Origin of the sequence: Brevundimonas fontaquae, from assembly GCF_017086445.1 — a bacterium.
Taxonomy (GTDB): domain Bacteria; phylum Pseudomonadota; class Alphaproteobacteria; order Caulobacterales; family Caulobacteraceae; genus Brevundimonas; species Brevundimonas fontaquae.
In genome coordinates this window covers 338,959-362,971 of the sequence record NZ_CP070968.1, presented here as the reverse complement: position 1 = coordinate 362,971, position 24,013 = coordinate 338,959, and the positions used below count along the sequence as shown (strand labels likewise).

General features: G+C 66.4%; 27 protein-coding genes. 15 read left to right on the top strand and 12 right to left on the bottom strand.

Translation table 11 applies throughout. The features are described 5' to 3' along the window. Nucleotide 1: 1 nt before the first annotated feature. From holA to JX001_RS01725, 4 genes are all read right to left on the bottom strand, one after another. The gene (gene holA, locus JX001_RS01740) at nucleotides 2–1,054 is read right to left on the bottom strand and encodes a DNA polymerase III subunit delta (RefSeq protein ID WP_205682033.1); all 1,053 of its coding nucleotides are present in this window, start codon (nucleotides 1,052–1,054) and stop codon (nucleotides 2–4) included. After that, the gene (lptE, locus tag JX001_RS01735) at nucleotides 1,051–1,530 is read right to left on the bottom strand and encodes an LPS assembly lipoprotein LptE (protein WP_205682032.1); all 480 of its coding nucleotides are present in this window, start codon (nucleotides 1,528–1,530) and stop codon (nucleotides 1,051–1,053) included. Before lptE ends, holA begins: the two co-directional genes overlap by 4 nt. Beyond that, nucleotides 1,530–4,109 carry a leucine--tRNA ligase gene (gene leuS / locus JX001_RS01730; RefSeq protein ID WP_205682031.1) on the bottom strand — a complete coding sequence of 860 codons (2,580 nt, stop codon included), beginning with the start codon at nucleotides 4,107–4,109 and terminating at the stop codon, nucleotides 1,530–1,532. The genes lptE and leuS overlap by 1 nt, the downstream gene beginning before the upstream one ends. Nucleotides 4,110–4,266: 157 nt before the next feature. Beyond that, nucleotides 4,267–4,731 carry a DUF3576 domain-containing protein gene (locus JX001_RS01725; protein WP_017505409.1) on the bottom strand — a complete coding sequence of 155 codons (465 nt, stop codon included), beginning with the start codon at nucleotides 4,729–4,731 and terminating at the stop codon, nucleotides 4,267–4,269. 364 nt (nucleotides 4,732–5,095) lie between these two features. On the opposite strand from JX001_RS01725, the gene JX001_RS01720 reads away from it, so the two are divergent. Then, nucleotides 5,096–5,476 (top strand): NtrZ family periplasmic regulatory protein, encoded by a 381-nt coding sequence (locus tag JX001_RS01720; RefSeq protein ID WP_205682030.1) that lies wholly within the window; start codon nucleotides 5,096–5,098, stop codon nucleotides 5,474–5,476. Nucleotides 5,477–5,486: 10 nt separating this feature from the next. On the opposite strand, the gene JX001_RS01715 is transcribed toward JX001_RS01720, so the two are convergent. Then, nucleotides 5,487–6,200, bottom strand: a complete 714-nt coding sequence (locus JX001_RS01715) for a thiamine phosphate synthase (RefSeq protein WP_241004711.1) — start codon at nucleotides 6,198–6,200, stop codon at nucleotides 5,487–5,489. Here JX001_RS01715 and JX001_RS01710 point away from each other — a divergent pair. Further along, nucleotides 6,130–6,846 carry a YggS family pyridoxal phosphate-dependent enzyme gene (locus tag JX001_RS01710; RefSeq protein WP_205682028.1) on the top strand — a complete coding sequence of 239 codons (717 nt, stop codon included), beginning with the start codon at nucleotides 6,130–6,132 and terminating at the stop codon, nucleotides 6,844–6,846. The two genes, JX001_RS01715 and JX001_RS01710, sit on opposite strands and share 71 nt — an antisense overlap. Nucleotides 6,847–6,911: 65 nt before the next feature. After that, nucleotides 6,912–7,598, top strand: a complete 687-nt coding sequence (locus JX001_RS01705; RefSeq protein WP_039246636.1) for a response regulator transcription factor — start codon at nucleotides 6,912–6,914, stop codon at nucleotides 7,596–7,598. Between the two features lie 4 nt (nucleotides 7,599–7,602). Here the strand turns inward: JX001_RS01705 and yczE are convergent, their stop codons facing one another. Continuing rightward, nucleotides 7,603–8,202, bottom strand: a complete 600-nt coding sequence (yczE, locus tag JX001_RS01700) for a membrane protein YczE (protein WP_205682027.1) — start codon at nucleotides 8,200–8,202, stop codon at nucleotides 7,603–7,605. Nucleotides 8,203–8,264: 62 nt separating this feature from the next. On the opposite strand from yczE, the gene JX001_RS01695 reads away from it, so the two are divergent. Both JX001_RS01695 and JX001_RS16220 read left to right on the top strand, forming a co-directional pair. After that, nucleotides 8,265–9,341, top strand: coding sequence for an aminotransferase-like domain-containing protein (locus JX001_RS01695; protein WP_241004710.1), 1,077 nt, complete (start codon nucleotides 8,265–8,267; stop codon nucleotides 9,339–9,341). Further along, a complete protein-coding gene (locus tag JX001_RS16220; protein WP_241004709.1) occupies nucleotides 9,338–9,712 on the top strand; it encodes an aminotransferase class I/II-fold pyridoxal phosphate-dependent enzyme in 375 nt (124 codons plus the stop codon). The genes JX001_RS01695 and JX001_RS16220 overlap by 4 nt, the downstream gene beginning before the upstream one ends. Before the next feature lie 3 nt (nucleotides 9,713–9,715). On the opposite strand, the gene xth is transcribed toward JX001_RS16220, so the two are convergent. The 4 genes from xth to JX001_RS01675 form a co-directional block, all read right to left on the bottom strand. Beyond that, the gene (gene xth / locus JX001_RS01690) at nucleotides 9,716–10,513 is read right to left on the bottom strand and encodes an exodeoxyribonuclease III (protein WP_205682026.1); all 798 of its coding nucleotides are present in this window, start codon (nucleotides 10,511–10,513) and stop codon (nucleotides 9,716–9,718) included. Nucleotides 10,514–10,730: 217 nt separating this feature from the next. Next, the gene (locus JX001_RS01685) at nucleotides 10,731–11,234 is read right to left on the bottom strand and encodes a hypothetical protein (RefSeq protein ID WP_205682025.1); all 504 of its coding nucleotides are present in this window, start codon (nucleotides 11,232–11,234) and stop codon (nucleotides 10,731–10,733) included. Nucleotides 11,235–11,281: 47 nt separating this feature from the next. Beyond that, on the bottom strand, nucleotides 11,282–12,214 hold the full coding sequence (locus JX001_RS01680; protein ID WP_205682024.1) for a Gfo/Idh/MocA family protein: 933 nt from the start codon (nucleotides 12,212–12,214) through the stop codon (nucleotides 11,282–11,284). Between the two features lie 4 nt (nucleotides 12,215–12,218). Next, entirely contained in the window at nucleotides 12,219–13,382 is a 1,164-nt protein-coding gene (locus tag JX001_RS01675; RefSeq protein ID WP_205682023.1) for a DegT/DnrJ/EryC1/StrS family aminotransferase, read from the bottom strand. Between the two features lie 175 nt (nucleotides 13,383–13,557). Between JX001_RS01675 and JX001_RS01670 the strand changes: the two genes are divergently transcribed. The 3 genes from JX001_RS01670 to JX001_RS01660 all read left to right on the top strand — a co-directional run bounded on the left by JX001_RS01670 (nucleotide 13,558) and on the right by JX001_RS01660 (nucleotide 16,085). Next, nucleotides 13,558–14,634, top strand: coding sequence for an AGE family epimerase/isomerase (locus JX001_RS01670; protein ID WP_205682022.1), 1,077 nt, complete (start codon nucleotides 13,558–13,560; stop codon nucleotides 14,632–14,634). Next, nucleotides 14,631–15,140: a D-glycero-alpha-D-manno-heptose-1,7-bisphosphate 7-phosphatase gene (locus tag JX001_RS01665; RefSeq protein WP_205682021.1), complete on the top strand. Its 510-nt coding sequence runs from the start codon at nucleotides 14,631–14,633 to the stop codon at nucleotides 15,138–15,140. Before JX001_RS01670 ends, JX001_RS01665 begins: the two co-directional genes overlap by 4 nt. Before the next feature lie 63 nt (nucleotides 15,141–15,203). Continuing rightward, on the top strand, nucleotides 15,204–16,085 hold the full coding sequence (locus JX001_RS01660; protein ID WP_205682020.1) for an alpha/beta fold hydrolase: 882 nt from the start codon (nucleotides 15,204–15,206) through the stop codon (nucleotides 16,083–16,085). Here the strand turns inward: JX001_RS01660 and JX001_RS01655 are convergent. Then, nucleotides 16,082–17,056 (bottom strand): ABC transporter ATP-binding protein, encoded by a 975-nt coding sequence (locus tag JX001_RS01655; protein WP_205682019.1) that lies wholly within the window; start codon nucleotides 17,054–17,056, stop codon nucleotides 16,082–16,084. The two genes, JX001_RS01660 and JX001_RS01655, sit on opposite strands and share 4 nt — an antisense overlap. Nucleotides 17,057–17,241: 185 nt before the next feature. Between JX001_RS01655 and JX001_RS01650 the strand changes: the two genes are divergently transcribed. From JX001_RS01650 to polA, 5 genes are all read left to right on the top strand, one after another. Beyond that, a complete protein-coding gene (locus JX001_RS01650) occupies nucleotides 17,242–17,526 on the top strand; it encodes a hypothetical protein (protein ID WP_241004708.1) in 285 nt (94 codons plus the stop codon). Nucleotides 17,527–17,582: 56 nt separating this feature from the next. After that, nucleotides 17,583–17,822, top strand: a complete 240-nt coding sequence (locus JX001_RS01645; RefSeq protein ID WP_205682018.1) for a zinc-finger domain-containing protein — start codon at nucleotides 17,583–17,585, stop codon at nucleotides 17,820–17,822. 78 nt (nucleotides 17,823–17,900) lie between these two features. Further along, complete coding sequence (locus JX001_RS01640) at nucleotides 17,901–18,341, top strand: VOC family protein (protein WP_205682017.1); 441 nt, start codon at nucleotides 17,901–17,903, stop codon at nucleotides 18,339–18,341. Then, nucleotides 18,341–18,958 carry a DUF6655 family protein gene (locus JX001_RS01635; RefSeq protein WP_017505427.1) on the top strand — a complete coding sequence of 206 codons (618 nt, stop codon included), beginning with the start codon at nucleotides 18,341–18,343 and terminating at the stop codon, nucleotides 18,956–18,958. The genes JX001_RS01640 and JX001_RS01635 overlap by 1 nt, the downstream gene beginning before the upstream one ends. 37 nt (nucleotides 18,959–18,995) lie before the next feature. After that, a complete protein-coding gene (polA, locus tag JX001_RS01630; protein ID WP_205682016.1) occupies nucleotides 18,996–21,908 on the top strand; it encodes a DNA polymerase I in 2,913 nt (970 codons plus the stop codon). A gap of 7 nt (nucleotides 21,909–21,915) precedes the next feature. On the opposite strand, the gene JX001_RS01625 is transcribed toward polA, so the two are convergent. Further along, nucleotides 21,916–23,070, bottom strand: a complete 1,155-nt coding sequence (locus tag JX001_RS01625) for a hypothetical protein (protein ID WP_205682015.1) — start codon at nucleotides 23,068–23,070, stop codon at nucleotides 21,916–21,918. Between the two features lie 160 nt (nucleotides 23,071–23,230). Between JX001_RS01625 and JX001_RS01620 the strand changes: the two genes are divergently transcribed. Together JX001_RS01620 and JX001_RS01615 are read left to right on the top strand one after the other, a co-directional pair. Then, nucleotides 23,231–23,434, top strand: coding sequence for a twin transmembrane helix small protein (locus tag JX001_RS01620; RefSeq protein ID WP_205682014.1), 204 nt, complete (start codon nucleotides 23,231–23,233; stop codon nucleotides 23,432–23,434). Between the two features lie 2 nt (nucleotides 23,435–23,436). Beyond that, entirely contained in the window at nucleotides 23,437–24,009 is a 573-nt protein-coding gene (locus tag JX001_RS01615; protein ID WP_039246607.1) for a cob(I)yrinic acid a,c-diamide adenosyltransferase, read from the top strand. The last annotated feature ends 4 nt before the right edge of the window (nucleotides 24,010–24,013 follow it).

Below are 24,013 nucleotides of genomic sequence, written 5' to 3'. Positions count from 1 at the left end.
GCTAAAGCCCCAGGCGTCTGGCGCGACCTGCGATTTCCAGCAGCAGGCGTTCTGCGATCAGTTGGTCCGGCATTCCGGTCGTCTTGGTGGCGACATCGGCCGTGTTGATGCTGTCCAAGACTTCGTCCAGGGCTTCGACCCGCCAAGATCGCGCCTGACGCAGCATTTCCGCCTCCTGTTTCCAGAAGACGCCGGCGGCCTTGGCGGCCTCCTTGGCGTTTGCGCCGTTGGCCTGCAAGATATTGATCCGGCGTAGCTTTCCGAGATGGATTGCGGCGGAGCGAACGGCGAGCACCGACGATTCGCCCTCGGCGAAGGCGCGCCTGAGCCCCGCCTGCGCCGGGCCGGGCCGCGCGCCGAAAGCCTGAAGCGCGGCATCCGACAGGGAGGCGTCCGGCTCGACGCCGAGATGATGCTCCAGCGCATCCATATCCAGCGTCTTGCCGGAACCAGGGCCGATGAACAGGGCCAGGCGCTCGATCTCTTGCCGCATCAAGCCCCGCTCGCGCGGCAGGCGCGCGACGAAACGGTCCAGGGCGTCGGACGTCAGGCCCACCTTGTCGGCGGCCAGGGCCTCTCGGACCATGCGGGCGACATCGCCGGTCTCGTCCTCGTAGCAGACGATGCCGACCGCGCCGTTCTCCTTCTCGGCCGCCTTTCTGAGCGCGGATTCGCGGCCCAGCTGGTCGGCCTCGACCACCATCATGGCGTCGGGATTGTAGCCGCCATCGGCGTGGATCTTCAGCGCGGCGGCGACGGCCTTATCCACGCCGGGCTTCAGCGCCGACAGACGGATGCGCACCAGACGACGGCCGCCCATCAGGGACATGGCCGTCAGCGCTTCTTCCAGCTTCGTTTCGTCGCCATCGATGTCGCTATCGGTCAGGACGGTGACGTTGAAGGGGTCGTTCAGGTCGGGCGTGACCGTCTTGCACAACACCTCGGCCCGCTCGGCGACGCCGGACCGGTCCTTGCCGTGGATCACCGCCGCCCGGATCGCCGGATCGGGCGCCTTCAGAAAGCGATCGATCTCGGGGCGTTTGGCCAGGATCACGGGTTCGACAGCGCCTGCATAAGATCCAGTCGGATCAGGCGAGCCAGTTCGGCCGCGGCGCGCTCCTCGCCGTCCTGCTGGGCGGCGATGGCGGCATAGGGCTGGTCGGCGGTGGCGTAGGTCGTGGTGACCGTTTCCGCGCCGCTGACGGGCGTTCCCCCGGCGGCCGGCGTCAGGGTCCAGGTCGCCTTGACCGTCAGTTCATAGCGGGTGGCGGTGTCGTCGATGCGGCGACCCAGCGAGCGGCGGTTCTGTTGGACCTCTGTCGTCAGGCGATACAGCGGCGTCGCGCCGCGATCCCAGGCGAGGGCGTCTTCCAGCTGCTCGCGCAGGCGATAGCCAAGGCGGTCGTCCTGGGTCGTGACGGCGATCCGGCGCAGGGATGAACCCGCGGCCGTCTCGGCGTACATGGGCGTGAAGCCGCAGGCGGAAACCGCCAGAGACGCGAGAACCGCGAGAGCCGCCGCAATACGCATCAGCCGGCCACCAGATTGACGATGCGGTCCTTGACCACGACGATTTTCTTCACGCTCAGACCCTCCAGCCGCGCCTTGACCGTTTCGTCAGCCAGGACCAAGGCTTCGACTTCGGTCGGCTCCATGCCGCGCGGCACGCGGATTTCCGCGCGACGCTTGCCGTTGATCTGGATGGGCAGGACCACCTCGTCGTCGGCCGCGAGCGCAGCGTCCCACACGGGCCACGGCGCGTCCAGAACCATCCCGTCCTCACCCAGCCGCGTCCAGGCTTCTTCGGCCAGGTGCGGGGTGAAGGGGGCGATCAGACGGGCCAGCGCCGAAAGGGCCTGACGCTTGGCGTCGCCGCCGGCCTGGGCATTGTCGCGAATAGTGGCGACGAAGGCGTAGAGCTTGGCGATGGCCGAGTTGAAGCGGAAGCCTTCGACCCCTTCGGACACGGCCTTGATAGCCTTGTGCGTTTCGCGCAGCAGTTCGGCGTTGGCCTTGTCCTCGCCCGCGAAACCGGCGTCATAGGTGTCGAACAGCGTCCAGGCGCGCTGGACGAAGCGGCTGGCGCCCTCCACGCCGCCAGGGGTCCACTGCACGTCCCGCTCGGGCGGGCTGTCGGACAGGACGAACAGGCGACCGGCGTCCACGCCGTGGCTTTCCAGGATTTCGGCCGGCGCGACGACGTTCTTCTTGGACTTCGACATCTTTTCGATGTCGCCGATGACCAGGGTCTCGCCGGTCGACAGCTGGCGGGCCGAGCGGACGCCGTTGTCGTTCTTGAGCTCGACGTCAGTCGGCTCGACCCAGGCGCCGTCGGCGCGGCGATAGGTTTCGTGGACCACCATGCCTTGGGTGAACAGGCCGGCGAACGGCTCCTTCACCGACAGCATGCCGGCGTCAGACAGGGCGCGGGTGATGAAGCGGGCGTACAGCAGGTGCAGGACCGCGTGCTCGACCCCGCCGATATATTGATCGACAGCCAGCCAGCGGTCGGCGGCGGCCTTGTCGATCGGCGCCTCGGCCGTCGGATCGGTGAAGCGGGCGAAATACCAGCTGGAATCGACGAAGGTGTCGAGCGTGTCGGTCTCGCGCGTCGCGTCCGCGCCACACGACGGGCATTTGACGTGCTTCCAGGTCGCGTGACGCGCCAACGGGTTGCCGGGCACGTCGAACGTCACATCATCAGGCAGGACGACTGGCAACTGATCGGCGGGAACCTCGACGACGCCGCAAGACGGGCAGTGGATGATCGGGATCGGGCAACCCCAATAGCGTTGGCGGGAGACGCCCCAGTCGCGCAGCCGATAGATGGTCTCGGCGCGGCCCTGGCCGGCGGCCTCGACCTTGGCGATCGCGGCGGCCTTGGCGGCCTCGACGTCCATGCCGTTTAGGAAGTCGGAGTTGAAGATGCGGCCGGGGCCGACATAGGCCTCGGTTCCGATTTCGACTGTCTCGGCGTCGTCGGGTTTGACCACCGGCGTCACCGGCAGATCGTATTTGCGGGCGAAGTCCAGGTCGCGCTGGTCGTGGGCCGGGCAGCCGAAGATAGCGCCCGAACCGTAGGTCGACAGCACGAAGTTGGCGGCCCAGACGGGCAGGGTCTTGTCCGGATCGAAGGGATGGCGGACGCGGACGCCCAGATCCACGCCCAGCTTCTCGGCCTTTTCGATCTCGGCTTCGCTGGTGCCGGTCTGAGCGCAAGACTTGATGAAGTCCGCCACGTCCGGCCGATGTTCGGCGATGGCTTTGGTCAGGGGATGGTCGGGCGCTAGGGCTAGGAAGCTGGCGCCGAACAGGGTGTCGGGGCGGGTGGTGTAGACCTCGATCGGATCGCGGGCGTGATTGGGTTCGCCCTCGGGGGAGGCGGGCAGGACGGCCGGCGCCTCGGCGATATCCCACCACAGGGTCGCGCCCTTGGACTTGCCGATCCAGTTCTCCTGCATCAGCCGGACCTTTTCGGGCCAGCGGTCCAGGGTCTTCAGGCCGTCGATCAGGTCGTCCGCATAGTCAGTGATGCGCAGGAACCACTGGTTCAGCTTGCGCTTCTCGACCAGGGCGCCCGAGCGCCAGCCGCGACCGTCGATGACCTGTTCATTGGCCAGGACCGTGTTGTCGACCGGATCCCAGTTGACCACCGCATCCTTGCGATAGACCAGACCGCGCCGATACAGCTCCAGAAACCAAGCCTGCTGCTTGCCATAGTATTCCGGGTCGCAGGTGGCGAACTCGCGCGACCAGTCCAGCGACAGACCCAGCAGCTTCAGCTGTTCGCGCATGTTGGCGATGTTGGAATAGGTCCAGCCTTTCGGGTGTATGCCGCGCTCCATGGCCGCGTTCTCGGCCGGCATGCCGAAGGCGTCCCAGCCCATCGGGTGCAGAACGTCGTACCCTTGCGCGCGCTTGGACCGCGCCACCACGTCGCCCATCACATAGTTGCGGGCGTGACCCATGTGGATGTTGCCCGACGGATAGGGGAACATCTCCAGCACATAATATTTCGGCCGACCGGTGTCCTTCGTGACGAAGGCGGAAGCCTCGGCCCATCGGGCCTGCTGGCGGGGTTCGGCGGTCTTGGGTTCGTAACGGGCCACGGTCGTCCTGAAAGTCGAAAGGGCGCTGACGCCCTCCCGGCTCAACTAGCCCGAAGGACGACAGCGCCCAAGAAGTAATGCGTCCTACAAACTCTTGGACGCGTCGCGCTCAAGCAGCCCGAAGGGCGGTAGCGCTCAAACAAAGCGAGCGCCGGCTTTAGCCGGCGTTCGACAGGTTCAGCTGGCGCGCCTTGGTCAGGATGGCGTTTTCCAGATCGGCCTCGGTCTGGGCGGCGACCGGGGCGGCGGTCCACTGACCATCGGCGCCCTTCACTTCCTTGGTCACCGTGACGTTCAGCGCGTCGGCGCGCAGACGGGTGTCCAGGATGAAGACGGTCGCCTTGAAGCGCTCGTTCGGCGTCTGGGGGTTGATGTACCAGTCATAGTTGATGACGCCGCCCCACGGATCGGCGGTCAGCAGCGGCATGAAGCTGAGGGTGTCGAGCGAGGCGCGCCACAGGAAGGCGTTGACGCCGATGCCCTGTTGCACGTTCGTCTTCGGCGCAGACTTCTTGCCGCCGACGAAGGGAATGCTCGAGCAGGCCGACAGGGACGCGCCCAGGGCCACGCCCGAGACCAGCACGACCGCGACGTTCCGAACCAGGGCCTTGTTGAGGCTCATCAAGAGAAGTCTCCGTAAACTCAGGGACGTGAGAGCCCTCGCCCGCACGCGCGCACGGCATGAGGAATGCCGACTGCCAGGCTCTATAACACGGCGAAAAGGGGCGATGACAAGGCGAAGTCGGTTCCCGTCGCATCGCGCGTCGCGGTGTTTTGTGAAGGGCATGTGAGATTTCGCCGAAATCCGCCCGAATCCCGTGACGCTTGAGACACATACGCCGACAACAATGCGCGGGAACCTTGTTATCGTCGGCTCATTGCGTTGACCGCGCAGGCACCCGGTGTCTAATCGCGGGGCTCACGACCATATAAGGTCGGTTCAGGGATGAAACGTCGCCTTCACGGCGGGGTTCGAAGGATTTGGTATGCGGTTCGGTGGTTTCCTGGCTGTGATGATGGCGATGACGGCGATGGCCGCGTCGACGTCGGCGCTCGCCCAAAGCCGATCCACAGTCTCTCTGTCGGAAGCCCAGGCGGCGCAACGCAATACGCCGGCGCCGCAGCGTCGCGGTCTGCGCCTCAACGACCGCGGTCGGTGGGGTCTGGATTTCAACCTCAATCAGCCCGTCGGCCGCGAGACCGAATGGGGTGATGTCGAAGCCGGCGCCTATTATCGGCTGAACGACCGTCTGCGGGTCGGGGCCGCCGCCGCCGTCAGCACGCCGGAAGCCGATCCGGCCCGCGCGCCCGAAACCAACGGCCGGGCCCAGCCCCGCGTCCGTCTGGAAACCATCTTCAAGTTCTGATTTCGATCGGTCAGCGAAACGCTGACTGGATCGCACTTACCGCCGCCAGGCCGCAGGCGCCTGTGTGTGCGAGCGTTGCGGCGTTTGCTGGCGTGACCCCACCCAGCGCATAGACCGGCAGGGCGGCGGCTTTCACATGCCGTTCGAATGCAGCGACGCCCAGGGCGGATTTACCGGCGGACGCGCCGCCTGCGGGAAATACCGGCGACAGGATCAAGGCGTTCAGGTCTTCGGGCGCGGGCGAAGACCCATGCCAGGCCGCCGTCAGGATCCAGCCGGGTCGGTCCGCGCGGATGCGCGCTGCTTGGTCCGCCGCCCGTTCGGGCAGGTGGAGCCCGTCGGCGTTAATCGCCTCGGCAAGATCCAAGTCCAGACCGACCAATAGTTTCCTGCCCCAACCGGCCGTCGCTTCCCGAAGCCGATGCCCCGTCTCGACGGCATTCGAGGCGCCAAAGGCGCGATAGACCACGGCCGAACCGGCGGGCAGGCGCGCCGCCGTCTCCCACGGTCGGGGCGTGCGATCCGGGTCGGTGAAGAACAGCATCGGCGGCAAGGCCGCGGCGGCCGGGCTGACAGCGGCGGCGGCGCGGTTTAGAGCGGTCGCGGCGTTCCAGAGCGCGCGCGCATCGTCGCTGTAACCGGCCGGCAGGATCATGACCTCTTCTTCCTCCGCTTTTTCCGCCCCGTCCATCGCCGAAAGGGTCGCCGGGGTGCGGGCGCGCATCGACGCCGCCTGCCATGCAGCCGGTCGGGATCCAGCGGGCGTGACCCTGACCGCCGTCTCCAAGACGCAAGCCCCAGAGGCCATCGACGCCATCCTGGCGACGGGTCAGCGGATCTTCGGCGAGAACCGGGTGCAGGAGGCGCAGGGCCGTTGGGCGGACCGTCGCGGAGCCGTACCGGCCCTGGAGCTGCGGCTGATCGGCCCCTTGCAGACCAACAAGGCCGAGGATGCGGTCGCCCTGTTCGATGTGATCGAAACCCTGGACCGCGAGAAGCTGGCGCGGGCCCTGGCGCAGGCGGGCGAAAAGCGCGGCCGATCGCCGCGCGTCCTGGTCCAGGTCAATACCGGCGCCGAACCGCAGAAGGCCGGGGTCCTGCCCGACGCCGCCGATGCCCTGATTGCGGCGGCCCGCGACACCTACGGGCTGATTGTCGAGGGTCTGATGTGCATCCCCCCGGCGGATCAGGATGCAGAGCCGCATTTTCAGATGTTGCGGGCCATGGCCGAACGCAACGGTTTGTCGGTCCTGTCGATGGGCATGAGCGGCGACTACGAGACCGCCATCCGGTGCGGTGCGACGCACGTCAGGGTCGGAACGGCCTTGTTCGGGGAACGAAATCGACCCGAAACGCCCTCTAGCTCGTAACCCGATGTGAATATTCGCACCCCCAAGCCTTGGCGCGGGGGCCAAGCCTCGCCATTGTCTGTCCCATGCCTACGCCCAAGACCATTCTGATCATCGACGACGACGACGACCTGCGCGAGGCCCTGGCCGAGCAGCTGAACCTGCATGAGGAGTTTCGCACCCAGCAGGCATCGACCGCCACGGACGGGGTGCGGATGGGGCGCGAGATCCGCGCCGACCTGATCCTGCTGGACGTCGATCTGCCCGACATGGACGGCCGCGAGGCCTGTCGCCTGTTGCGCAAGGACGGGGTTTCGACACCGGTGATCATGCTGACGGCGCAATCGGCGGACGCCGACGCCATCCTGGGTCTGGACGCCGGGGCCAACGACTATGTCACCAAGCCCTTCCGGTTCGCCGTGCTGCTGGCGCGCATCCGCGCCCATCTGCGCAGCCATGAACAGTCCGAGGACGCGGTCTTCACCATCGGCCCCTACGAGTTCCGGCCCGCCGCCAAGGTGCTGATGGACTCAAAGGGCAAGAAGGTGCGGTTGACCGAGAAGGAAACCAACATCCTGAAATACCTCTATCGCGCCGGGGCCAAGCCGGTGTCGCGCGAAGAGTTGCTGACCGAGGTCTGGGGCTACAACGCCGGGGTCACGACCCATACGCTGGAAACCCATATCTATCGCCTACGCCAGAAGATCGAACCGGAACCGGGCCATGCCCGCCTTCTGCTGACCGATGCGGGCGGATACCGGCTGCAGCCTTAAGGGCTCAGTCGCCCGTCTTCCGACGGACCGTGAACAGCGGCAGGAAGACGTGCACCAGCGGGCCGATGGTCAGGGCATACAGCACCGTGCCCATTCCTACCGAACCGCCCAAAAGCCAGCCGACGGCGATGACGGTCAGTTCGATGGCCGTCCGCACCCATTTCACGGGCCAGCCGGTGCGCGCGACGATGCCGGTCATCAGGCCGTCGCGGGGACCGGGACCGAGGCCTGCGCCGATATAGGCCCCGCTGGCCACGCCGTTCAGGACGATGCCGGCGATGAGCAGGCCGGCCCGGAGCGGTAGGCCCAGGTCGGACGGGATCCAGTCCAAACCGAAATTGGCGACCGTGCCGATGACCAACACATTGGCCACGGTCCCGATCCCCGGCTTCTGGCGTAGGGGAATCCATAGAAGCAGCACAGCCATACCGATCAGATTGACCACCAGACCGAAGCTGACTCCGCTGGGTTTGGCGAGCCGCTCGAACACCCCTTGGTTCAGCACGTCCCACGGATCCAAACCGAGATCTGCGCGAACGATCAGGGCGATGGAGAGGCCGTAGAGAAATAGGCCGATGAACAGCTGGATCAGGCGACGGGTCATAGATCGACCAGATGCGCCAAACTGGCTATCGAAAACAGAGCCAGTTATGCCATTCTGGCCTCATGTCGTCGCGGTCGATCGGTCTTGTTTCCCTGACACGCCATCTCGGCGCCTGGCGGTCGCCGGGTGCTGGCGCAGCCTATCGGCAGCTGGCGGGGGCGGTACGACTGCTGATTCTGGATGGCCGACTGCCCTTGGCGGCACGGTTGCCCGGCGAACGGGAACTGGCCCAGGCGCTGGGCTTGAGCCGAACGACCGTTTCGGCCGCCTACGGTCGCTTGCGGGATGACGGGTTTCTGACCGGCGGGCAGGGCGCCGCCGCGCGCACCAGCCTGCCGAACGGACCGGCGCCGCGTCATGAGGCGACGTCAACGGACAAGACTGGCCTGATCGACCTGACCGCCGCCGTCCTGCCGGCCGATCCCAATGTGCACGCTGCCTATGTGCGGGCGCTAGAGCGGTTGCCGGCCAACCTGCCGGGACACGGTTACGAGACGGCGGGGCTGGAGGCGCTGCGCGAAGCGGTAGCGGCCGGCTATCGGCGGCGCGGCCTGGCGACCTCTTCGGGTCAGATTTTGATCACGCACGGCGCGCACAATGGACTGGTCCATCTTCTGCGCCTGACGACGCGCCCCGGCGCCCCGGTGGTGTTCGACCATCCCACCTATCCGCAGGCGATCGACGCCATTCTGGCGGCGGGCGGTCGCGCCGTGCCCGTCGCCTTGCCGGACGGCGAGGGCGAGGAGGGTTGGGATGTCGAGGGTCTGGTTGCGGCCTGCCGAAGCAGCAATGCGGCCATGGCCTATCTGGTGCTGGATCACAACAATCCGACGGGGCGGATGATGCGGGCGGCGGAGCGGACGCGCTTGCTGGCGGGGCTGAAGGGATCGGAGACCCTGCTCGTGCTGGACGAGACCCTGGTCGAACTGACCTTGAGCGGACCGCCGGCGCTCAGCGCCTCGGCCGTCGATGCGCCGCGGATGGTCAGGCTGGGATCGATGTCCAAAAGCGTCTGGGGCGGTTTGCGGATCGGCTGGATCCGCGCGGACCGGGCGGTGATCCAGCGTCTGGCCCAAAGTCGCGCCACCTTTGATCTGGTGTCCCGATCCTGGAGCAGCTGGCGGCGGTCGAACTGTTGAACGACGGCGGCAAGGCCCTGGCGGCGCGCCGGCCCCTCTTGCGCGCCCGGCGGGATCATCTGCGGGCGCGGCTCGCTGAAAAACTGCCTGAGTGGGTCTGTCCCCGCCCAGCTGGGGGATTGTCCCTGTGGGCGCGCCTGCCCGGACCGATCAGTTCCGCCCTTACGATCGCGGCCGAGGCCGAAGGCCTGCGCCTCGCCGCCGGTCCGCGATTCGGCGTCGACGGCGCCTTCGAACGCCGGCTGCGCCTGCCTTACACCCTGCCGGAAGATCAGCTGGATGAGGCGGTGATTCGGCTCGGGCGCGCCGCCAGGAAGGTCGGCCGGGGTCGAAAGGCGCCGGCGTCGGTCAAGCCGGTCGCCGTCTATTGAGGATCAGACGTCCAGATCGACCGTGACCGGCGCGTGGTCGCTGGGACGCTCCCACTCGCGAACGTCGTCGTGGATGCGGGCGGTGTCCTTGACCACGGCGGGGGTCAGGCCGGGCGAGGTCCAGATGTGGTCGAGGCGCAGACCGCGATTCGATTTGCGGAAGTCGGCGGCGCGATAGCTCCACCAGCTGGCCAGTTTCTGAGGCTCGGGGAAACGGTCGCGCAGCACATCGGCGAAACCGCCCGTCTCCTGAAGTCGGTTCAAAGTCTCGACCTCGATCGGCGTGTGGCTGACGATCTTGGACATGTAGCGGTGGTTCCAGACATCGCCTTCGCCGGGGGCGATGTTGAAGTCGCCGGCTATGACCAAGGGACGAGACTTGTCCTGCTTGGCCACGATCGCGGTCAGCTGTTCATAGAAGTCCATCTTGTGGTCGAACTTGGGGTTCAGCGCCCGGTCGGGAACGTCGCCGCCGGCCGGGATGTAGAAGTTCTGAACGTCGATGCCGGACACGCGGGCCGAGACGCAGCGCGCGTGACCCAGTTTGCAGACCTGGAAGGTGTCGCTGTCCTCAAGCGGCAGGCGGCTGGCGATGGCGACGCCGTGCCAGCCCTTCTGGCCCGCGACGCGAAGGTGGGGCATGCCCATGTCCTCGAAGGCGCCGCGCGGGAACTGGTCCGTGGTGCATTTGATCTCCTGCAGCATCAGGACGTCGGGCGCGCGCTCGGCGACGAAGCGGGCCACCTGATCGATGCGCAGGCGGACGGAGTTGATGTTCCAGGTAGCGAGGCGAAGTGTCATGCCCCCGTCTAGCAGGCGCGCCGCGTAAAAAAAGCCCGGCCGCGACGGGCCGGGCTCTGGGAGGTTCGTCTCTCTCGCCGCCGGGGAGGGGGATATTCCAGGGCGGTAGAACGGCCGCCGCCGCTCGTGTGCTCAAAGTGTCACTGATGACTGTAAAAGTCAAATCGTCACAATTGCTCGCTTGCGCGTGCTGATTATGAAACAGTCTGGACGCGCATCAGTCTCGCGGCGTTTGCGCCTGCGGCGCCGTCGCCCATTCGCCGCGCCAGTCGTAGCTGAGCGTCACGCAGTGCCGATAAGCGCCGTCCGACCACCGACCCACCGCCTGCATCGTCAGGGGACGGGGCGCACGGACGCGACCCATGATCAGCCAGACCTCGTCGGCGCCGGGACACAGGGCGCGCGACAGGCCACGGCCGTCGCCGTCCTGATCGATGGCGTAGATATCGTTTTCCTCGGCGCCTTGCGGCAGGACGCGTCGCGCGGCGTCCGGTCCGCCGCGCGTGAAGCCTGCCGTGCCACGTGCGGTGGTGGAGAACAGACGTTCCACCTGCACCGCCCCGAACAGACCGCGCCGCACCTGCAAGGTGACACCCTTGGTCAGCGCCTGCGTGATCCGGTCCGACGCATTATAGGCCAGGTAGCGGGTGTCCGCATGAGCGGGCGCCGCTGCCGAACCGACGACGATCAGGGCGAGAGCGGTGGCGGTGATACGGCGCATACGTTTCTCTTCCTCAGGTTTTGCGGCGAGAACGGTTCTGGATCCGGTCAGTGCTCGCCGAGGCAGCGCAGCGCGACCTCGAGATTGCGCAGGCCGTCTTCGCCGGTGACGGCCGGCGTTTCGCCGGTCGCGATGGCGCGGGCGAACGCTTCCAGCTCCTTCTTTAGCGGTTCGGCCGGCCAGCTGTTCAGCATCCGGGTCGAATAGGAGCCGTCTGGCTGCTGGCCGAAATATTCGGTGACCTGGCGCGTGATCAGATCGGCGACGATGAATTTGGTCTTGGTCGCGACCTGCAGCGTGCGGGTTTTGTAGGGGGTGACCCAGTTGGTGGTGATGTGGGCGATCACGCCGCTGTCCAGGCGGAACTGAAGCAGGGCCGTGTCCTCGCGGTCCGCCCGGGTGCGGGCCAGTTGCGGCTGGACCTCGACGATCTCGGAACCCGTCAGGTGGCGGATGATATCGATGTCGTGCACGGCCAGATCGATGACCACGCCGACCTCGCCCATGCGGGGCGGGAAGGGACCGACGCGAGTGATCTGGATCGAGATGATGTCGTCGTCAGTCACTGCGCGCTTGACGGTTTCGACTGCGGGATTGAAGCGCTCGACCTGACCGACCATCAGAACGCGGTCATTGGCCTTGGCCGCATCGATCATGCGCTGGGCGTCGGCGACGCTGGCGGCGATCGGCTTTTCGACGAGGACGTGGACGCCCTTTTCCAGCAGGGCGACGCCGATTTCGGCGTGGAATCGGTTGGGCGTGGCGACGATGGCGGCATCCAAGCCGGCGTTGACGAAGGCCTGGGCCGTCGTGACGGGCGATGCGCCATAGGCGGCGGCGACGCCTTCGGCCGTCACCGCATCGGGATCGAAGACGGTGGCCAGCTCGAACTCGCGCATTTCGGAGGCGACGCGCGCATGGTTGCGGCCCATGACGCCGACGCCGGCGACGCCGATCTTGAGGGCGGAGGTGTTCGGCATCGGCTTAGCCCTTGTAGCTGGCGACGGCAGCGACGACCTTGTCCTGGGTCGCCTCGTCCAGATCGGCGTGCATCGGCAGGCTGAGGACCCGGTTCCTCAGCCGTTCGGTGACCGGCAGCCCGCCCGCGCCCTGCGGGAAGCGCTGATAGGCCGGCTGCATGTGCATCGGCACCGGATAATAGACGGCGGTTGGCACACCCTGATCCTTCAGGTGCGCGGCCAGACCGTCGCGATCCTCATGCTCGATCGTGTACTGCGCCCAAATCGAGACGCCGCCGTCGATGACGTGGGGCACGGCCGAGACATGGGGCGCGAGGCGTTCGTTGTAGCGGGCGGCGATCCGGTTGCGCCATTCGATCTCCTGACCGAAGACCTTCAGCTTCTCGATCAGGATGGCGGCCTGGATGGTGTCCAGCCGGCTGTTCATGCCGATGCGCATCGCCAGATATTTGGGGTCGTGGGCGAAGGCGGCGGCGCCGGCCTCCAGGTCCTTGGCGACGACCTTTCCGTGCACGCGCAGGGAATCCATTTCCTGAGCCAGATCGTCGTCGTCGGTCAGCACCGCACCGCCGTCGCCGTAGCAGCCCAGGGGCTTGGCCGGGAAGAAGCTGGTCGTGGTGACATCGGCCCACTTCAGCGGATGGTCGCCGTTCAGGGTGCAGCCGAAGCCCTGCGCCGAATCCGAGATCAGCTTCAGCCCATGGCGGTCGCATATGGCGCGGATGGCGGGATAGTCGGCCGGCTGACCGAACAGATCGACGGCAATGACCACCCTGGGCGTCAGGCGACCTTCAGCCTTGACCGCTTCGATGGCCGCCTCAAGCTTGGCCGGATCCATATTGTAGGTGTGGGCGTCAACGTCCACGAAAACGGGCGAGGCGCCCAGCCACGGCACAACCTCGGCCGTGGCCGTGAAGGTGAAGCTGGGGCAGAAGACGGCGTCGCCGGTGCGAACGCCCCAGGCGATCAACGGCAGGATCAGGGCGTCGGTGCCGTTGCCGCAGCCCAAGGCGTGTTTGGCCTGACCGAAGGCGGCGAGGTCGGCCTCGAACTGGCGGACCTGCGGGCCCATCACCCAAGCGCCGCCGACGACGGCTTCCTGAACGGCGGCCTCGATCTTGCCGCCGAGGCGCTGGCGCTGGGCCTGAAGGTCTATGAAGGGGATCATGGGGGACGCTCTCCACGGGGGATCGGGGGCGGCGGCCGGACAGGCGGGCCGCGAATGTCGGGTCGTCCTAGCAAGATCGGGCGCGCGGGCCAAATCGCGCGGCGTCACATCGCGTTGCCCTTTGCTACCGCACACAGGTCTTGGCGCCCGTCGGCTTGCGTCTTAAGCCAGCGCCATGACGACGCTTTCCGCCGCCCGGACCAGGGTCTCGAACTGGCTGTTCGACCATGCCCTGCCGCTGTGGGCCGAGCGGGGCGTGGACGCCGATGGGCGGTTCTTCGAGCAGCTGGATTTCGACGGCCGGCCGGTGACCGGTCTTGGTCGCCGCACGCGGGTTCAGGCACGCCAGGTCTATGTCTTCTGCGAAGCGGCCGCCTTGGGCTGGGCGCAGGGCCGTGCGGTGGCCAAGGCCGGGCTGGATCAACTGATAGCCGATCGCCGACGTGACGACGGCCTTTGGGTCTCGGCAACCGATGACGACGGCGTGGTGGTCGATGAGACGCCTGATCTTTACGACCTGGCCTTCGTCCTGTTCGCGCTCGCGGCGGCGCACCGCGTCCTGGGTGATGCGCGAGCGCGGCCTCTGGCGCTTGAGACGCTGGCTGCGATCGATCGGTTGATGGCGTCTTCGCATTGGGGATGGGCGGAGGCCCTGCCGCCATGCCTGCCGCGTCGGCAAAATCCTCACATGCATATGCTGGAGGCGATGCTGGCTTGGCAGGCGATTGCGCCCGACCCAGCGTTCGAAGCGGCGGCGCGGGTGTCGCTGGACCTGTGCAAACACCGCTTCCTGATCGACGGCGCGATCCGCGAATATTTCACCGAGGATTGGTCCGCCGATCCAGCGACAGGTTATGTGATCGAGCCAGGCCACCTCGAAGAATGGGCCTGGCTGCTTAAGCAGGCCGGGGACGATTCAGATCTGGCCACGGCGCTGCATCGTCGGGCGGCGGCGCAGGGTTATCGCGACGGATTCGCCATCCGTGAGATCGGCCCGGCGGGAGAGGTGCTGGATGGCGGGCGGCGTCTGTGGTCCCAGACCGAGGCCATTCGCACAGGGTTGAGTTTTGGCGACACCGGCGTTTCGGCACTGATCGCCGCCGTGTTCGACACGCATCTGGCGACCGCCGTGCCGGGCCTATGGGTGGACAGCTACGACGCCGACTGCCGCTCGCACGATGAAGCGGCGCCGGCGTCCAGCCTCTATCACCTGATGACCGCCTTTTCGGAATTGCTTCGGAGCGACGCATGACCGGCCGGCCCGCCGCCTTTCTGGATCGGGACGGGGTGCTGATCGAGGACAGCGGTTATCCGCATCGGCCTGAGGACCTGAAGCTGATCCCCGGCGCGGCGGCGGCGGTGCGGCGGATGAACCAGGCCGGCTATCGCACCGTGATCGTGACGAACCAGTCTGGCGTGGCGCGGGGCCTGTTCAGCGAAGAGACGATGAACGCCTTCAACGATCTGCTGGTCGCGCGACTGACCGAAGAGGGGGCGATCATCGACGGCGTCTATTCCGCGCCCTTCCATCCCGAAGCGATCGAGGCGCGTTATCGCCATCCCGACCACCCTGATCGCAAGCCCAATCCGGGCATGTTGCTGCGCGCCATCGAAGAGCATGATCTGGACCCGAAGCAGTCCTTCATCATCGGCGATCAGAAGCGGGATCTGCAGGCCGGAGAGCGGGCCGCGGTGGCGGGCTACCTCTTCGAAGGCGGCGATCTGGACGCTTTCGTGCGCGATGTGGTCGGTCTCTAGGACCGGGCGTCGCATTTCCTCGGCTGGTGAATTACTCTGATCCAAAATCGGAGGAAATCGCCAATGAGCGCGCCCTATCCATTCGTTGAACGCCGCTGGACCTCGCCGGATGGGCTCACGCTCTTTGCGCGGGATTATGCGCCCGGTCCCGGCGTCGCCCGCCCGCCCGTGATCGCCATCCACGGCCTGACCCGCAACAGCGCCGATTTCGAGGCCATCGCGCCGCTTCTGGCCCAGAGCGGCCGGCGGGTGTTGGCGGTGGATGTGCGAGGGCGCGGGCTGTCGGATCGTGCGCCCGACCCCATGACCTATATGCCCGACGTCTATGCGCGCGACGTGCTGGCCCTGATGGAACAGGCCGGGATCGATAGAGCGGTCTTCATCGGCACCTCTATGGGCGGGCTGATCACCATGGCGCTGACGGCGATGCGGCCCAAGGCGGTGGTCGCGGCGATCCTGAACGACATCGGGCCGGAGGTGGCGCCGGAAGGTCTGGCGCGCATCGCCGCCTACAGCGGCCAGTCCGTCGAGATCGGCTCCTGGGCCGATGCGGCGGCCTATGCAAAACGGATCAATGCGGTGGCGTTTCCGCACTATAGGGATGCGGACTGGGACGCCTTCGCCCGGCGAATTTTCCGCCAGCAGCCCGACGGCGAGATCGGGCTGGACTACGACCCCGACATCGCCGTGCCGATCCGCGCGGCCGGGGCCAAGGCGCTGGTCCCGAACCTGTGGCCCATGTTCCGACGCCTGGCGAAGAAGAAGCCGACGCTGCTGGTGCGGGGCGCTGCCTCGGATCTGCTGAGCGCCGACATCGCCGCGCGGATGAAGAAGGCGGCCCCGACCATGACCTGTGTCGAGGTTCCCGGCATCGGCCACGCGCCCATGTTGGACGAGGCCGACGCCAAGGCGGCGATCTTCGAATTCCTGGCCGAGGTCGATTAGTCCCTGGTCGGGTCGACCCGTGACGTGTCGCCGTAGGTCAGGGCCAGGAAGACGTCTTCCAGGTCCGGATCTTCGGTGGTGATGTCGGCGATGGTGACGCCGGCGGCGCGCACGGCATTGATGACCTGCTCGACCGACGACTGCCCCTTCTTATAGGCGACCGCGAAGGCGCCGCCCGGACGAGGCGTAACCTCGAAACCGGCCAGCACCGGCGGCGTCGCCTGGGGCGTTTCCGGGGTCACAACGACATTGCGGCTGTCCAGACGGCGCAATAGCTGCGGCGTCGGCTCGCAGGCCACCACCTCGCCCCGGTTGACGATGGCGATGGTGTCGCAAAGCTCCTGGGCCTCCTCGAGATAGTGGGTGGTCAGGACGATGGTCACCCCCTCTTCGTTGATGCGGCGGACGTAGGCCCACAGCTGGCGACGCAGTTCGACGTCCACGCCGGCCGTCGGCTCGTCCAGGATGAGGATGGGCGGATTGTGGACCAGGGCCTTGGCCACCATCAGGCGGCGCTTCATGCCGCCGGACAGGGCGCGGACATAGGCGTTGGCCTTGTCCGACAGGCCGAGCGCGGCCAGAAGTTCGTCGGACCGGCGCTCGTCCTTAGGCACGCCGTAAAAGCCCGCCTGCACCTCCAGCGATTCGCGCGGGGTGAAGAAGACGTCGGCGACGATCTCCTGCGGCACGACGCCCAGAGCGGCGGCGGCGTCGCGCGGCTCCTTGTCGATGTCGCGGCCCCAGATGGTCACAGAGCCTTCGGACTTCTTCACCACTCCGGCCAGGATGTTGATCAGGGTCGATTTGCCTGCGCCGTTCGGGCCCAGCAGGCCGAAGACTGAGCCGCGCGGAATGACCAGATCGACGCCGCGCAAGGCCGTCTTGGGAGCAGCTTTTTTGGACCCGGCATAGGTCTTCTTCAGTCCCCGCACCTCGATGGCGTTGTCGGGCAGGGCGAGGGTCTCTGACATGATCGGCTATTCACTCGGACGGGACGGCGAGCGGCATAGGTAGGGCGCGCGATCACAATCGCCAACCTGTCTCGCCGACAGCATCAGACAAGCAGACCTGTCCATGTGTCAATGGTGCTTGACCTCACCAATCAGTATGTCTAGTTTGCTTGTCATAAAGACAACCGAACTTGATGGAGATCGCCGTGACCCCCGTTCAAAAAGCCAAGACGCCTCTGACCCGCACTCGCCTGATCGGCTTCGTCGCCATGGCGGTCTGCGCCACTGGCTATATTGGTGGAGGACTGACGCTGCTGGCGGGCAAGACCGATCAGATCGAGATGACGCATGCCGCCATCGCCGGCGCCGCCCTGTTGCTGATCGGCGAGATCGGTCTGTGGGTCGGCGCGGCCTGTCTGGGCCTGACCTTGTTCAAGAAGCGCAAGGCGATGCTGAACCGGCTGCTGGGTCGCCGGACCGCCGAGGTTTGACCTTCCGGCCTGCGCCGCCTAGGAAGCCCGCAAGCCTTTCAGACCCGGACCGGACCATGCCTCCCCGCCATTCCGACGCCATCATCCCGCCGCCCGAAGAGATCGTCGTCTCGACCAAACGCGTGGCCTGCGACGGCGGCGGCGGGGCCCTGGGTCATCCGCTAGTCTATATGGACATGGGTGAGGACGACTTCATCGAGTGCGGCTATTGCGACCGGCGTTTCGTCCTGTCGGCCCAGGCCCACGAAGAGAACGAATATCTGAGCCCCGCCGCCCGCGCGCCCGAGGCCCACTGAGACCGTAACCTCAGTTCAGTCGCGGTGCGGCGGTTGGGTCTATAGACGGCTGACACGCTGTTCGGACGGAGACGAACCTTGCGCTATCTGCACACCATGGTCCGGGTAAAGGACATCGACGCCTCGCTGCACTTCTATTGCGACCTTCTGGGTCTGCAGGAGGTGCGCCGCACCGAGAACGAGGCGGGCCGGTTCACGCTCGTGTTTCTCGCCGCGCCCGAGAATCTGGAACAGTCGGCGGCGGAACGCTGCCCCGAGGTCGAACTGACCTTCAACTGGGATCCGGAAGAGTATCAGGGCGGCCGCAACTTCGGTCACTTGGCCTATAAGGTCGATGACATCTACGCCGCCTGCCAGACGCTGATGGACGGCGGGGTGACGATCAACCGTCCGCCGCGCGACGGCAACATGGCCTTCGTCCGCTCGCCCGACGGCATCTCCATCGAATTGCTCCAGGAAGGCGCGCCGCTGGCGCCGGCCGAGCCCTGGGCCTCCATGCCGAACGTCGGCGCCTGGTGATGACGGCCCGGACGGCGGCTCTGCTGACGGTTGCGGCGGTCGTGCTGTCGGCCTGCGCCTCGACCACCGAAAGCAACACCGGCCGCACGGCGACGGAGCAACTGCTCTTGGCGCGCGCCTCGGACCGGGCGGTCGAGGGACTGGTCTTGCCATTGCCGACGGGCGCTTCGGTCTTCATCGACGACGCCTATTTCCAGGGCGAGGGCACACGCTACGCCGTCAGCGCGATACGCGGCGCGATCTCGGACGCCGGTTTCAGCCTGGCCCGCAACAAGGACGAGGCGAACGCCGTGTTCGAGATCCGCGCCGGCGCCCTGTCGCTGGAGCAGATGCGGCGCGTCTTCGGCATTCCCGAGATGCGGATCCCGATCAACGAGACCTTCAACGTCGTCTCCCTGCCGGAACTGTCGGTCTACAGCCACCGGGACCGGGTCGGGGTCGCCGAATTTTCCGGCTTCCTCTACGAAGCCAAGACCGGTGCGCCGCTGGGCGCGGTGGTGCCGATGATCGGCACCTATCGCATCCGCAGCCACAAGGCCTTCATGGTCGTGTCCTGGGGCCAGCAGCAGGCCCAGCCGGGTCAACGCGATCCGGGATCGAGCTGGACCGAATTCTGACGCTGACGCGGGGGCGTAGGAGCCCTATGTTCCGGCCATGACCGAGACGACCGCGCACGAAAATCCAGAGACCGAACGCCAGATGACGCAGGACGGCCCTGCGCTGCGTCTGTGGATGATCGACGCCTCGGCCTACATCTTTCGCGCCTATCACGCCCTGCCGCCATTAACGAGAAAGTCCGACGGCCTGCCGGTCGGCGCGGTCCAAGGCTACTGCAACATGCTGTGGAAGCTGCTGAAGGACATGAAGGGCGCCGATGGTCCGACGCACCTGGTGGCCATCTTCGACCACTCGGAAAAGACGTTCCGCAACACCCTGTACGATCAGTACAAGGCCCATCGCCCGCCACCGCCCGAGGATCTGGTCCCGCAGTTTCCGCTGGTGCGCGAGGCGACGGCGGCGTTCGGCGTGCATTGCGTCGAACTGCCCGGCTACGAGGCCGACGACCTGATCGCGACCTATGCCTGCAAGGCGCGCGATGCGGGCGGGGAGGCGGTGATCGTCTCGTCGGACAAGGACCTGATGCAGCTGATCGGCGGCGGCGTCGTGATGTGGGATCCGATGAAGGACCGGCGTCTGGCCGAGCCTGAGGTCTTCGAAAAGTTCGGCGTTGCGCCTGAGAAGATGGTCGATCTGCAGGCCCTGATCGGCGACAGCGTCGACAACGTCCCCGGCGCGCCAGGCATCGGACCAAAGACGGCGGCGCAGCTGCTGGACGAATACGGCGATCTGGACACCCTGTTGGCCAATGCCGGTGAGATCAAACAGCCCAAGCGCCGCCAGACTCTGATCGACTTCGCCGACCAGATCCGTCTGTCGCGCGAGCTGGTGCGCCTGACCTGCGATGCGCCGGCGCCCGAGGCGATCGACGATTTCGCCGTGCGCGATCCCGATCCCGCGATCCTGTCGGCCTTTCTGGAGACGATGGAGTTCCGCTCGCTGCAGCGCCGCGTCGGCGACGGCAAGGCCGGGCCCAGCGACGTCTCGGCCTTTGCGCCCAAGCGCGCGACGAACCTGAACGCGCCGGTCGCGACCCCTCGCTACGGCCAGGTCGTCGAAGGCCCGGCCGAGGTTCAGACCTTCGATCACGCGGCTTACGAATGCGTCCAGACCGAAGAGGCGCTGGATCGCTGGATCGCGCGCGCGACCGAGGTCGGCGTAGTCGGCTTCGACACCGAGACCGACACGCTGTCGGCGACCCACGCGGGTCTGTGCGGCGTGTCGTTGGCGGTGGGGCCGAACGAGGCCTGCTACATCCCCCTGACGCACGAGCACGAGCCGCAGTCCGGCGAGGGCGGACTATTTGGCGAAACGGGCGAGGCGCCCGAGCCGATCCATCAGCTGGACAAGCCCACGACCCTGGCGAAGCTGAAGACGCTGCTGGAAGACCCGTCGGTCCTGAAAGTGCTTCAGAACGCCAAATACGACATCGCCGTCATGGTGCGTCGGGGCATCCGCGTCGCGCCCTATGACGACACCATGCTGGTCTCCTATGTGCTGGAGGGCGGACTGCACGGGCACGGCATGGACGAGTTGGCGCGCCTGCACCTGGGCCACGAGCCGATCCCGTTCAAGAGCGTGGCGGGTACGGGCAAGAGCCAGAAATCCTTCAAGCACGTCGCGCTGAAACCCGCCTCGGAATATGCCGCCGAGGATGCGGATGTGACCCTGCGGCTATGGCGCATTCTGAAACCCCGTCTGGCACGTGAGGGCCTGTCCACCGTCTATGAAACGCTGGAGCGCGGCATGCCCACGGTGCTGGCGGACATGGAGCTGAACGGGGTTCGCATCGATCCCGACCGGCTGAAGCGGCTATCCAGCGAGTTCGGCTTGCGCATGGCCGAGCTGGAGGCTCAGGCCCATGAGATCGCCGGGCGCCCCTTCAACATCGGCTCGCCGCGCCAGATCGGCGAGATCCTGTTCGGCGAACTGAACCTGCCAGGCGGCAAGAAGACCGCCTCGGGTCAGTGGGGCACCGACGCCAGCGTGCTGGAGGAACTGGCGCTCAGCCACGATCTGCCGCGCGCGATCCTGGACTGGCGCCAGCTGTCGAAGCTGAAGGGCACATACACGGACGCCCTGACCGCGGCGGCCGATCCCAAGACCGACCGCGTTCACACCAGCTATCAACTGGCCGCCGCCACCACGGGCCGCCTGGCGTCCAGCGATCCCAACCTGCAGAACATCCCGATCCGCACCGAGACCGGCCGAGAGATCCGCCAGGCCTTCATCGCTGCGCCCGGCAATGTCCTGATCAGCGCCGACTACAGCCAGATCGAGCTGCGCCTGCTGGCCCATATCGGCGACATCCCCGAGCTGAAGCGCGCCTTCAAGGCGGGGCTCGACATTCACGCCGCAACGGCGTCGGAAATGTTTGGTGTGCCGGTCGAGGGCATGCCGTCCGAGACCCGCCGTCGCGCCAAGGCGATCAACTTCGGCATCGTTTACGGCATTTCGGCCTTCGGCCTGGCCAATCAGCTGGGCATCGATCAGGGCGAGGCGGGGGCCTATATCAAGACCTATTTCGAACGGTTCCCGGGCATCCGCGCCTACATGGACAAGACCAAGGCCGAGGTGCGCCAGACGGGCTTCGTCTCCACCGTCTTCGGCCGCCGAATCCACATCCCGGCCATTCACTCCAAGTCCGGCGCCGAGCGCCAGTTCGGCGAGCGCGCCGCCATCAACGCCCCGATCCAGGGCGCGGCCGCCGACATCATTCGCCGCGCCATGATCCGCATGCCCGCCGCCCTGACCAACGCAGGCCTCAGCACGCGCATGCTGCTTCAGGTCCACGACGAACTGGTGTTCGAGGCGCCGGAAGCCGAGGCCGACCGCGCCATCGCCGTCATCAAACGCGTGATGGAAAACGCGTCGGATCCGGCCGTGGCGTTGTCAGTGCCGCTGGTGGTGGATGCCCGCGCGGCGTCGAACTGGGACGCCGCGCACTAGGATCGGGCTAGGCGGCGATCATGCCGATGTCATCGGGAACTTCGCCACGGCCCAGCAGGCCGGTTTCGAAGTCCATGAAGATGTCCATCAACTCCTCGACGTTCACCGGAGCGGCCGACGGGCCGAAACGGAAGCGCCAGTAGCTGACGATATGCTGGACGGCACCCAGCTGGTCGCCCAGTTTCGAGAACATGGACGGGGCGTCCAGCAGGAAGTCGCGGAAGGCGATCGGACGGCCTTCCTGGGTCAGTTTGGCGTAGGCGTCGTCATAGATGCGCAGGGTGCGGCTGACTTCGTCGCACGTCTTGATGATGCGACCGCGCAGCACATCGCGGCTTCGGGTGAGGTATTCCTTCGCGGCGTGGTCCACCTTGCCGACCGGCTTGATGGTGCGCACAGCCTCGGCGACCGCGGCGACCTCTCCCAGCAGGGCCGCGAGCGTCCATTTGTAATAGAGGAAGCCTTTCCAGCAGAAAACGCCCTCCTGATACTGCTCGGGCGCCAGACGCAGGGTCAGCCGCAGGGCGTCCAGCTGATCGCCCGGCGTGTTCGACAGAATCTTGGACGCCATCCGCCCGGCCGAATCCGAGTTTACCGCGATGGTGTCGCCGCCAAAGCTCAGCGTCACAAGCGGTTCGATTTCGTTACGCACGAAGGTCAGCATCCGCTGAAGATCGCTGTCGCTGATAGAGAAGTAGCAGGGCGCGGGATCTAACCCGCCGCGTCGAAGCTGTTCTCGCAGAAGAAACGGATCCAGCGACGGAAGTTTGTCGATCAGTCGCAGGGTCTCGATGTCGGGATGGTTCGCGGGAACGCCGAACGCCTCCATCATGACGCGCTCGAAGCCGATCTGGTTGACGAAGACGTATCGGCCGCCGGTCTTCAAATCCGCATCGTCGATCGGCATCACCACCTTGGTGGCCACTTGGCGTCGGCCGTTGAATAGGTCGGTTTCGTTTCGCCGCAGCCGATGTTTGATGATGAGGGCGCGGTTCAGAGCCGCCGTGCGGAAGATCGGGCGCGCGGCCCAATCGGGGTTGCGCACGGCGCCGTCGAAAGCGCTGTCGCCATTCTCTTCCCAGACGCGCAGCAGGTTCAGCACGCGAGCGGTGGAAGCCGAGCCTCTCAAAAGCTCCAGGTTGCGAACGGCGCGATCAGTCATGGCGATGACCCTAAGCTTCAATCGTCACCAAATGGCTTAGCTGGACCAACAAAAATACCCGTGGTCGATGAAGTCCGGTCAGCTGAGCCTTAAAACCGCTCGCAGAACGTTCGATGCGCTGTGCTGGCGCGTGAAGCCGATCCGGGTCTAGAACAACGGCATGCAGATTTTCGACATTCTGATCATCCTCGCGATTCTGGCCGTGACGATCACTCTGGGGTTCGGTCTCTATTCGCTGTTCCGGGGCGGGGATTATGCGAGCAGCCATTCCAACAAGCTGATGCGCCTGCGCGTCGGGCTTCAGGCGGTGGCCGTCATCCTGCTGGTCGTCGGCATGATGTGGAAGGCGACGCAGGGGGCCTGATCATGGTGACGCTGAACAAGATCTACACTCGCACGGGTGATGACGGTCGCACGCGGCTGGCGTCTGGCGCGCCGGTGTCCAAGAGCGATGCCCGGGTCGAGGCCTATGGAGCGGTGGATGAGCTGAACGCGGTGATCGGGGTCGCCCGGCTGAACAGCGGTCAGAACGACCGGATCGACGCCATGCTGGGTCGGATTCAGAATGAGCTGTTCGACCTGGGCGCCGATCTGGCCACGCCTCTGGACCCGCCGCCGGCCTGGGAGGCCCTGCGCATCGTCGAGAGCCAGGTTGCGCGGCTGGAGCAGGAAATCGACTGGATGAACGAGAGCCTGAAGGCGCTCGACAGCTTCATCCTGCCGGGCGGCGCGCCCTTGTCGGCCCATCTGCATGTCGCGCGCACCGTCTGCCGACGGGCCGAACGCGAGGCGGTGCGTCTGATCGAGAACGGCGAGGCCGTGAATGTCGAGGCGGTCAAATATCTGAACCGCCTGTCCGACCATCTGTTCGTCGCCGCGCGGCGCGCCAACGCCAACGGGGCCAGCGACATCAAATGGAAGCCCGGCGCGACCCGCTAGGCGA

Bases quoted from the DNA above. Each gene is read 5' to 3' on its own strand.
- lptE (WP_205682032.1), bottom strand. From the start codon at position 1,530: ATGCGTATTGCGGCGGCTCTCGCGGTTCTCGCGTCTCTGGCGGTTTCC.
- JX001_RS01725 (WP_017505409.1), bottom strand. From the start codon at position 4,731: ATGAGCCTCAACAAGGCCCTGGTTCGGAACGTCGCGGTCGTGCTGGTC.
- JX001_RS01720 (WP_205682030.1), top strand. From the start codon at position 5,096: ATGCGGTTCGGTGGTTTCCTGGCTGTGATGATGGCGATGACGGCGATG.
- JX001_RS01710 (WP_205682028.1), top strand. From the start codon at position 6,130: ATGACCTCTTCTTCCTCCGCTTTTTCCGCCCCGTCCATCGCCGAAAGG.
- JX001_RS01715 (WP_241004711.1), bottom strand. From the start codon at position 6,200: ATGCGCGCCCGCACCCCGGCGACCCTTTCGGCGATGGACGGGGCGGAA.
- JX001_RS01705 (WP_039246636.1), top strand. From the start codon at position 6,912: ATGCCTACGCCCAAGACCATTCTGATCATCGACGACGACGACGACCTG.
- yczE (WP_205682027.1), bottom strand. From the start codon at position 8,202: ATGACCCGTCGCCTGATCCAGCTGTTCATCGGCCTATTTCTCTACGGC.
- JX001_RS01695 (WP_241004710.1), top strand. From the start codon at position 8,265: ATGTCGTCGCGGTCGATCGGTCTTGTTTCCCTGACACGCCATCTCGGC.
- xth (WP_205682026.1), bottom strand. From the start codon at position 10,513: ATGACACTTCGCCTCGCTACCTGGAACATCAACTCCGTCCGCCTGCGC.
- JX001_RS01685 (WP_205682025.1), bottom strand. From the start codon at position 11,234: ATGCGCCGTATCACCGCCACCGCTCTCGCCCTGATCGTCGTCGGTTCG.
- JX001_RS01680 (WP_205682024.1), bottom strand. From the start codon at position 12,214: ATGCCGAACACCTCCGCCCTCAAGATCGGCGTCGCCGGCGTCGGCGTC.
- JX001_RS01675 (WP_205682023.1), bottom strand. From the start codon at position 13,382: ATGATCCCCTTCATAGACCTTCAGGCCCAGCGCCAGCGCCTCGGCGGC.
- JX001_RS01670 (WP_205682022.1), top strand. From the start codon at position 13,558: ATGACGACGCTTTCCGCCGCCCGGACCAGGGTCTCGAACTGGCTGTTC.
- JX001_RS01665 (WP_205682021.1), top strand. From the start codon at position 14,631: ATGACCGGCCGGCCCGCCGCCTTTCTGGATCGGGACGGGGTGCTGATC.
- JX001_RS01660 (WP_205682020.1), top strand. From the start codon at position 15,204: ATGAGCGCGCCCTATCCATTCGTTGAACGCCGCTGGACCTCGCCGGAT.
- JX001_RS01655 (WP_205682019.1), bottom strand. From the start codon at position 17,056: ATGTCAGAGACCCTCGCCCTGCCCGACAACGCCATCGAGGTGCGGGGA.
- JX001_RS01645 (WP_205682018.1), top strand. From the start codon at position 17,583: ATGCCTCCCCGCCATTCCGACGCCATCATCCCGCCGCCCGAAGAGATC.
- JX001_RS01635 (WP_017505427.1), top strand. From the start codon at position 18,341: ATGACGGCCCGGACGGCGGCTCTGCTGACGGTTGCGGCGGTCGTGCTG.
- polA (WP_205682016.1), top strand. From the start codon at position 18,996: ATGACCGAGACGACCGCGCACGAAAATCCAGAGACCGAACGCCAGATG.
- JX001_RS01625 (WP_205682015.1), bottom strand. From the start codon at position 23,070: ATGACTGATCGCGCCGTTCGCAACCTGGAGCTTTTGAGAGGCTCGGCT.
- JX001_RS01620 (WP_205682014.1), top strand. From the start codon at position 23,231: ATGCAGATTTTCGACATTCTGATCATCCTCGCGATTCTGGCCGTGACG.
- JX001_RS01615 (WP_039246607.1), top strand. From the start codon at position 23,437: ATGGTGACGCTGAACAAGATCTACACTCGCACGGGTGATGACGGTCGC.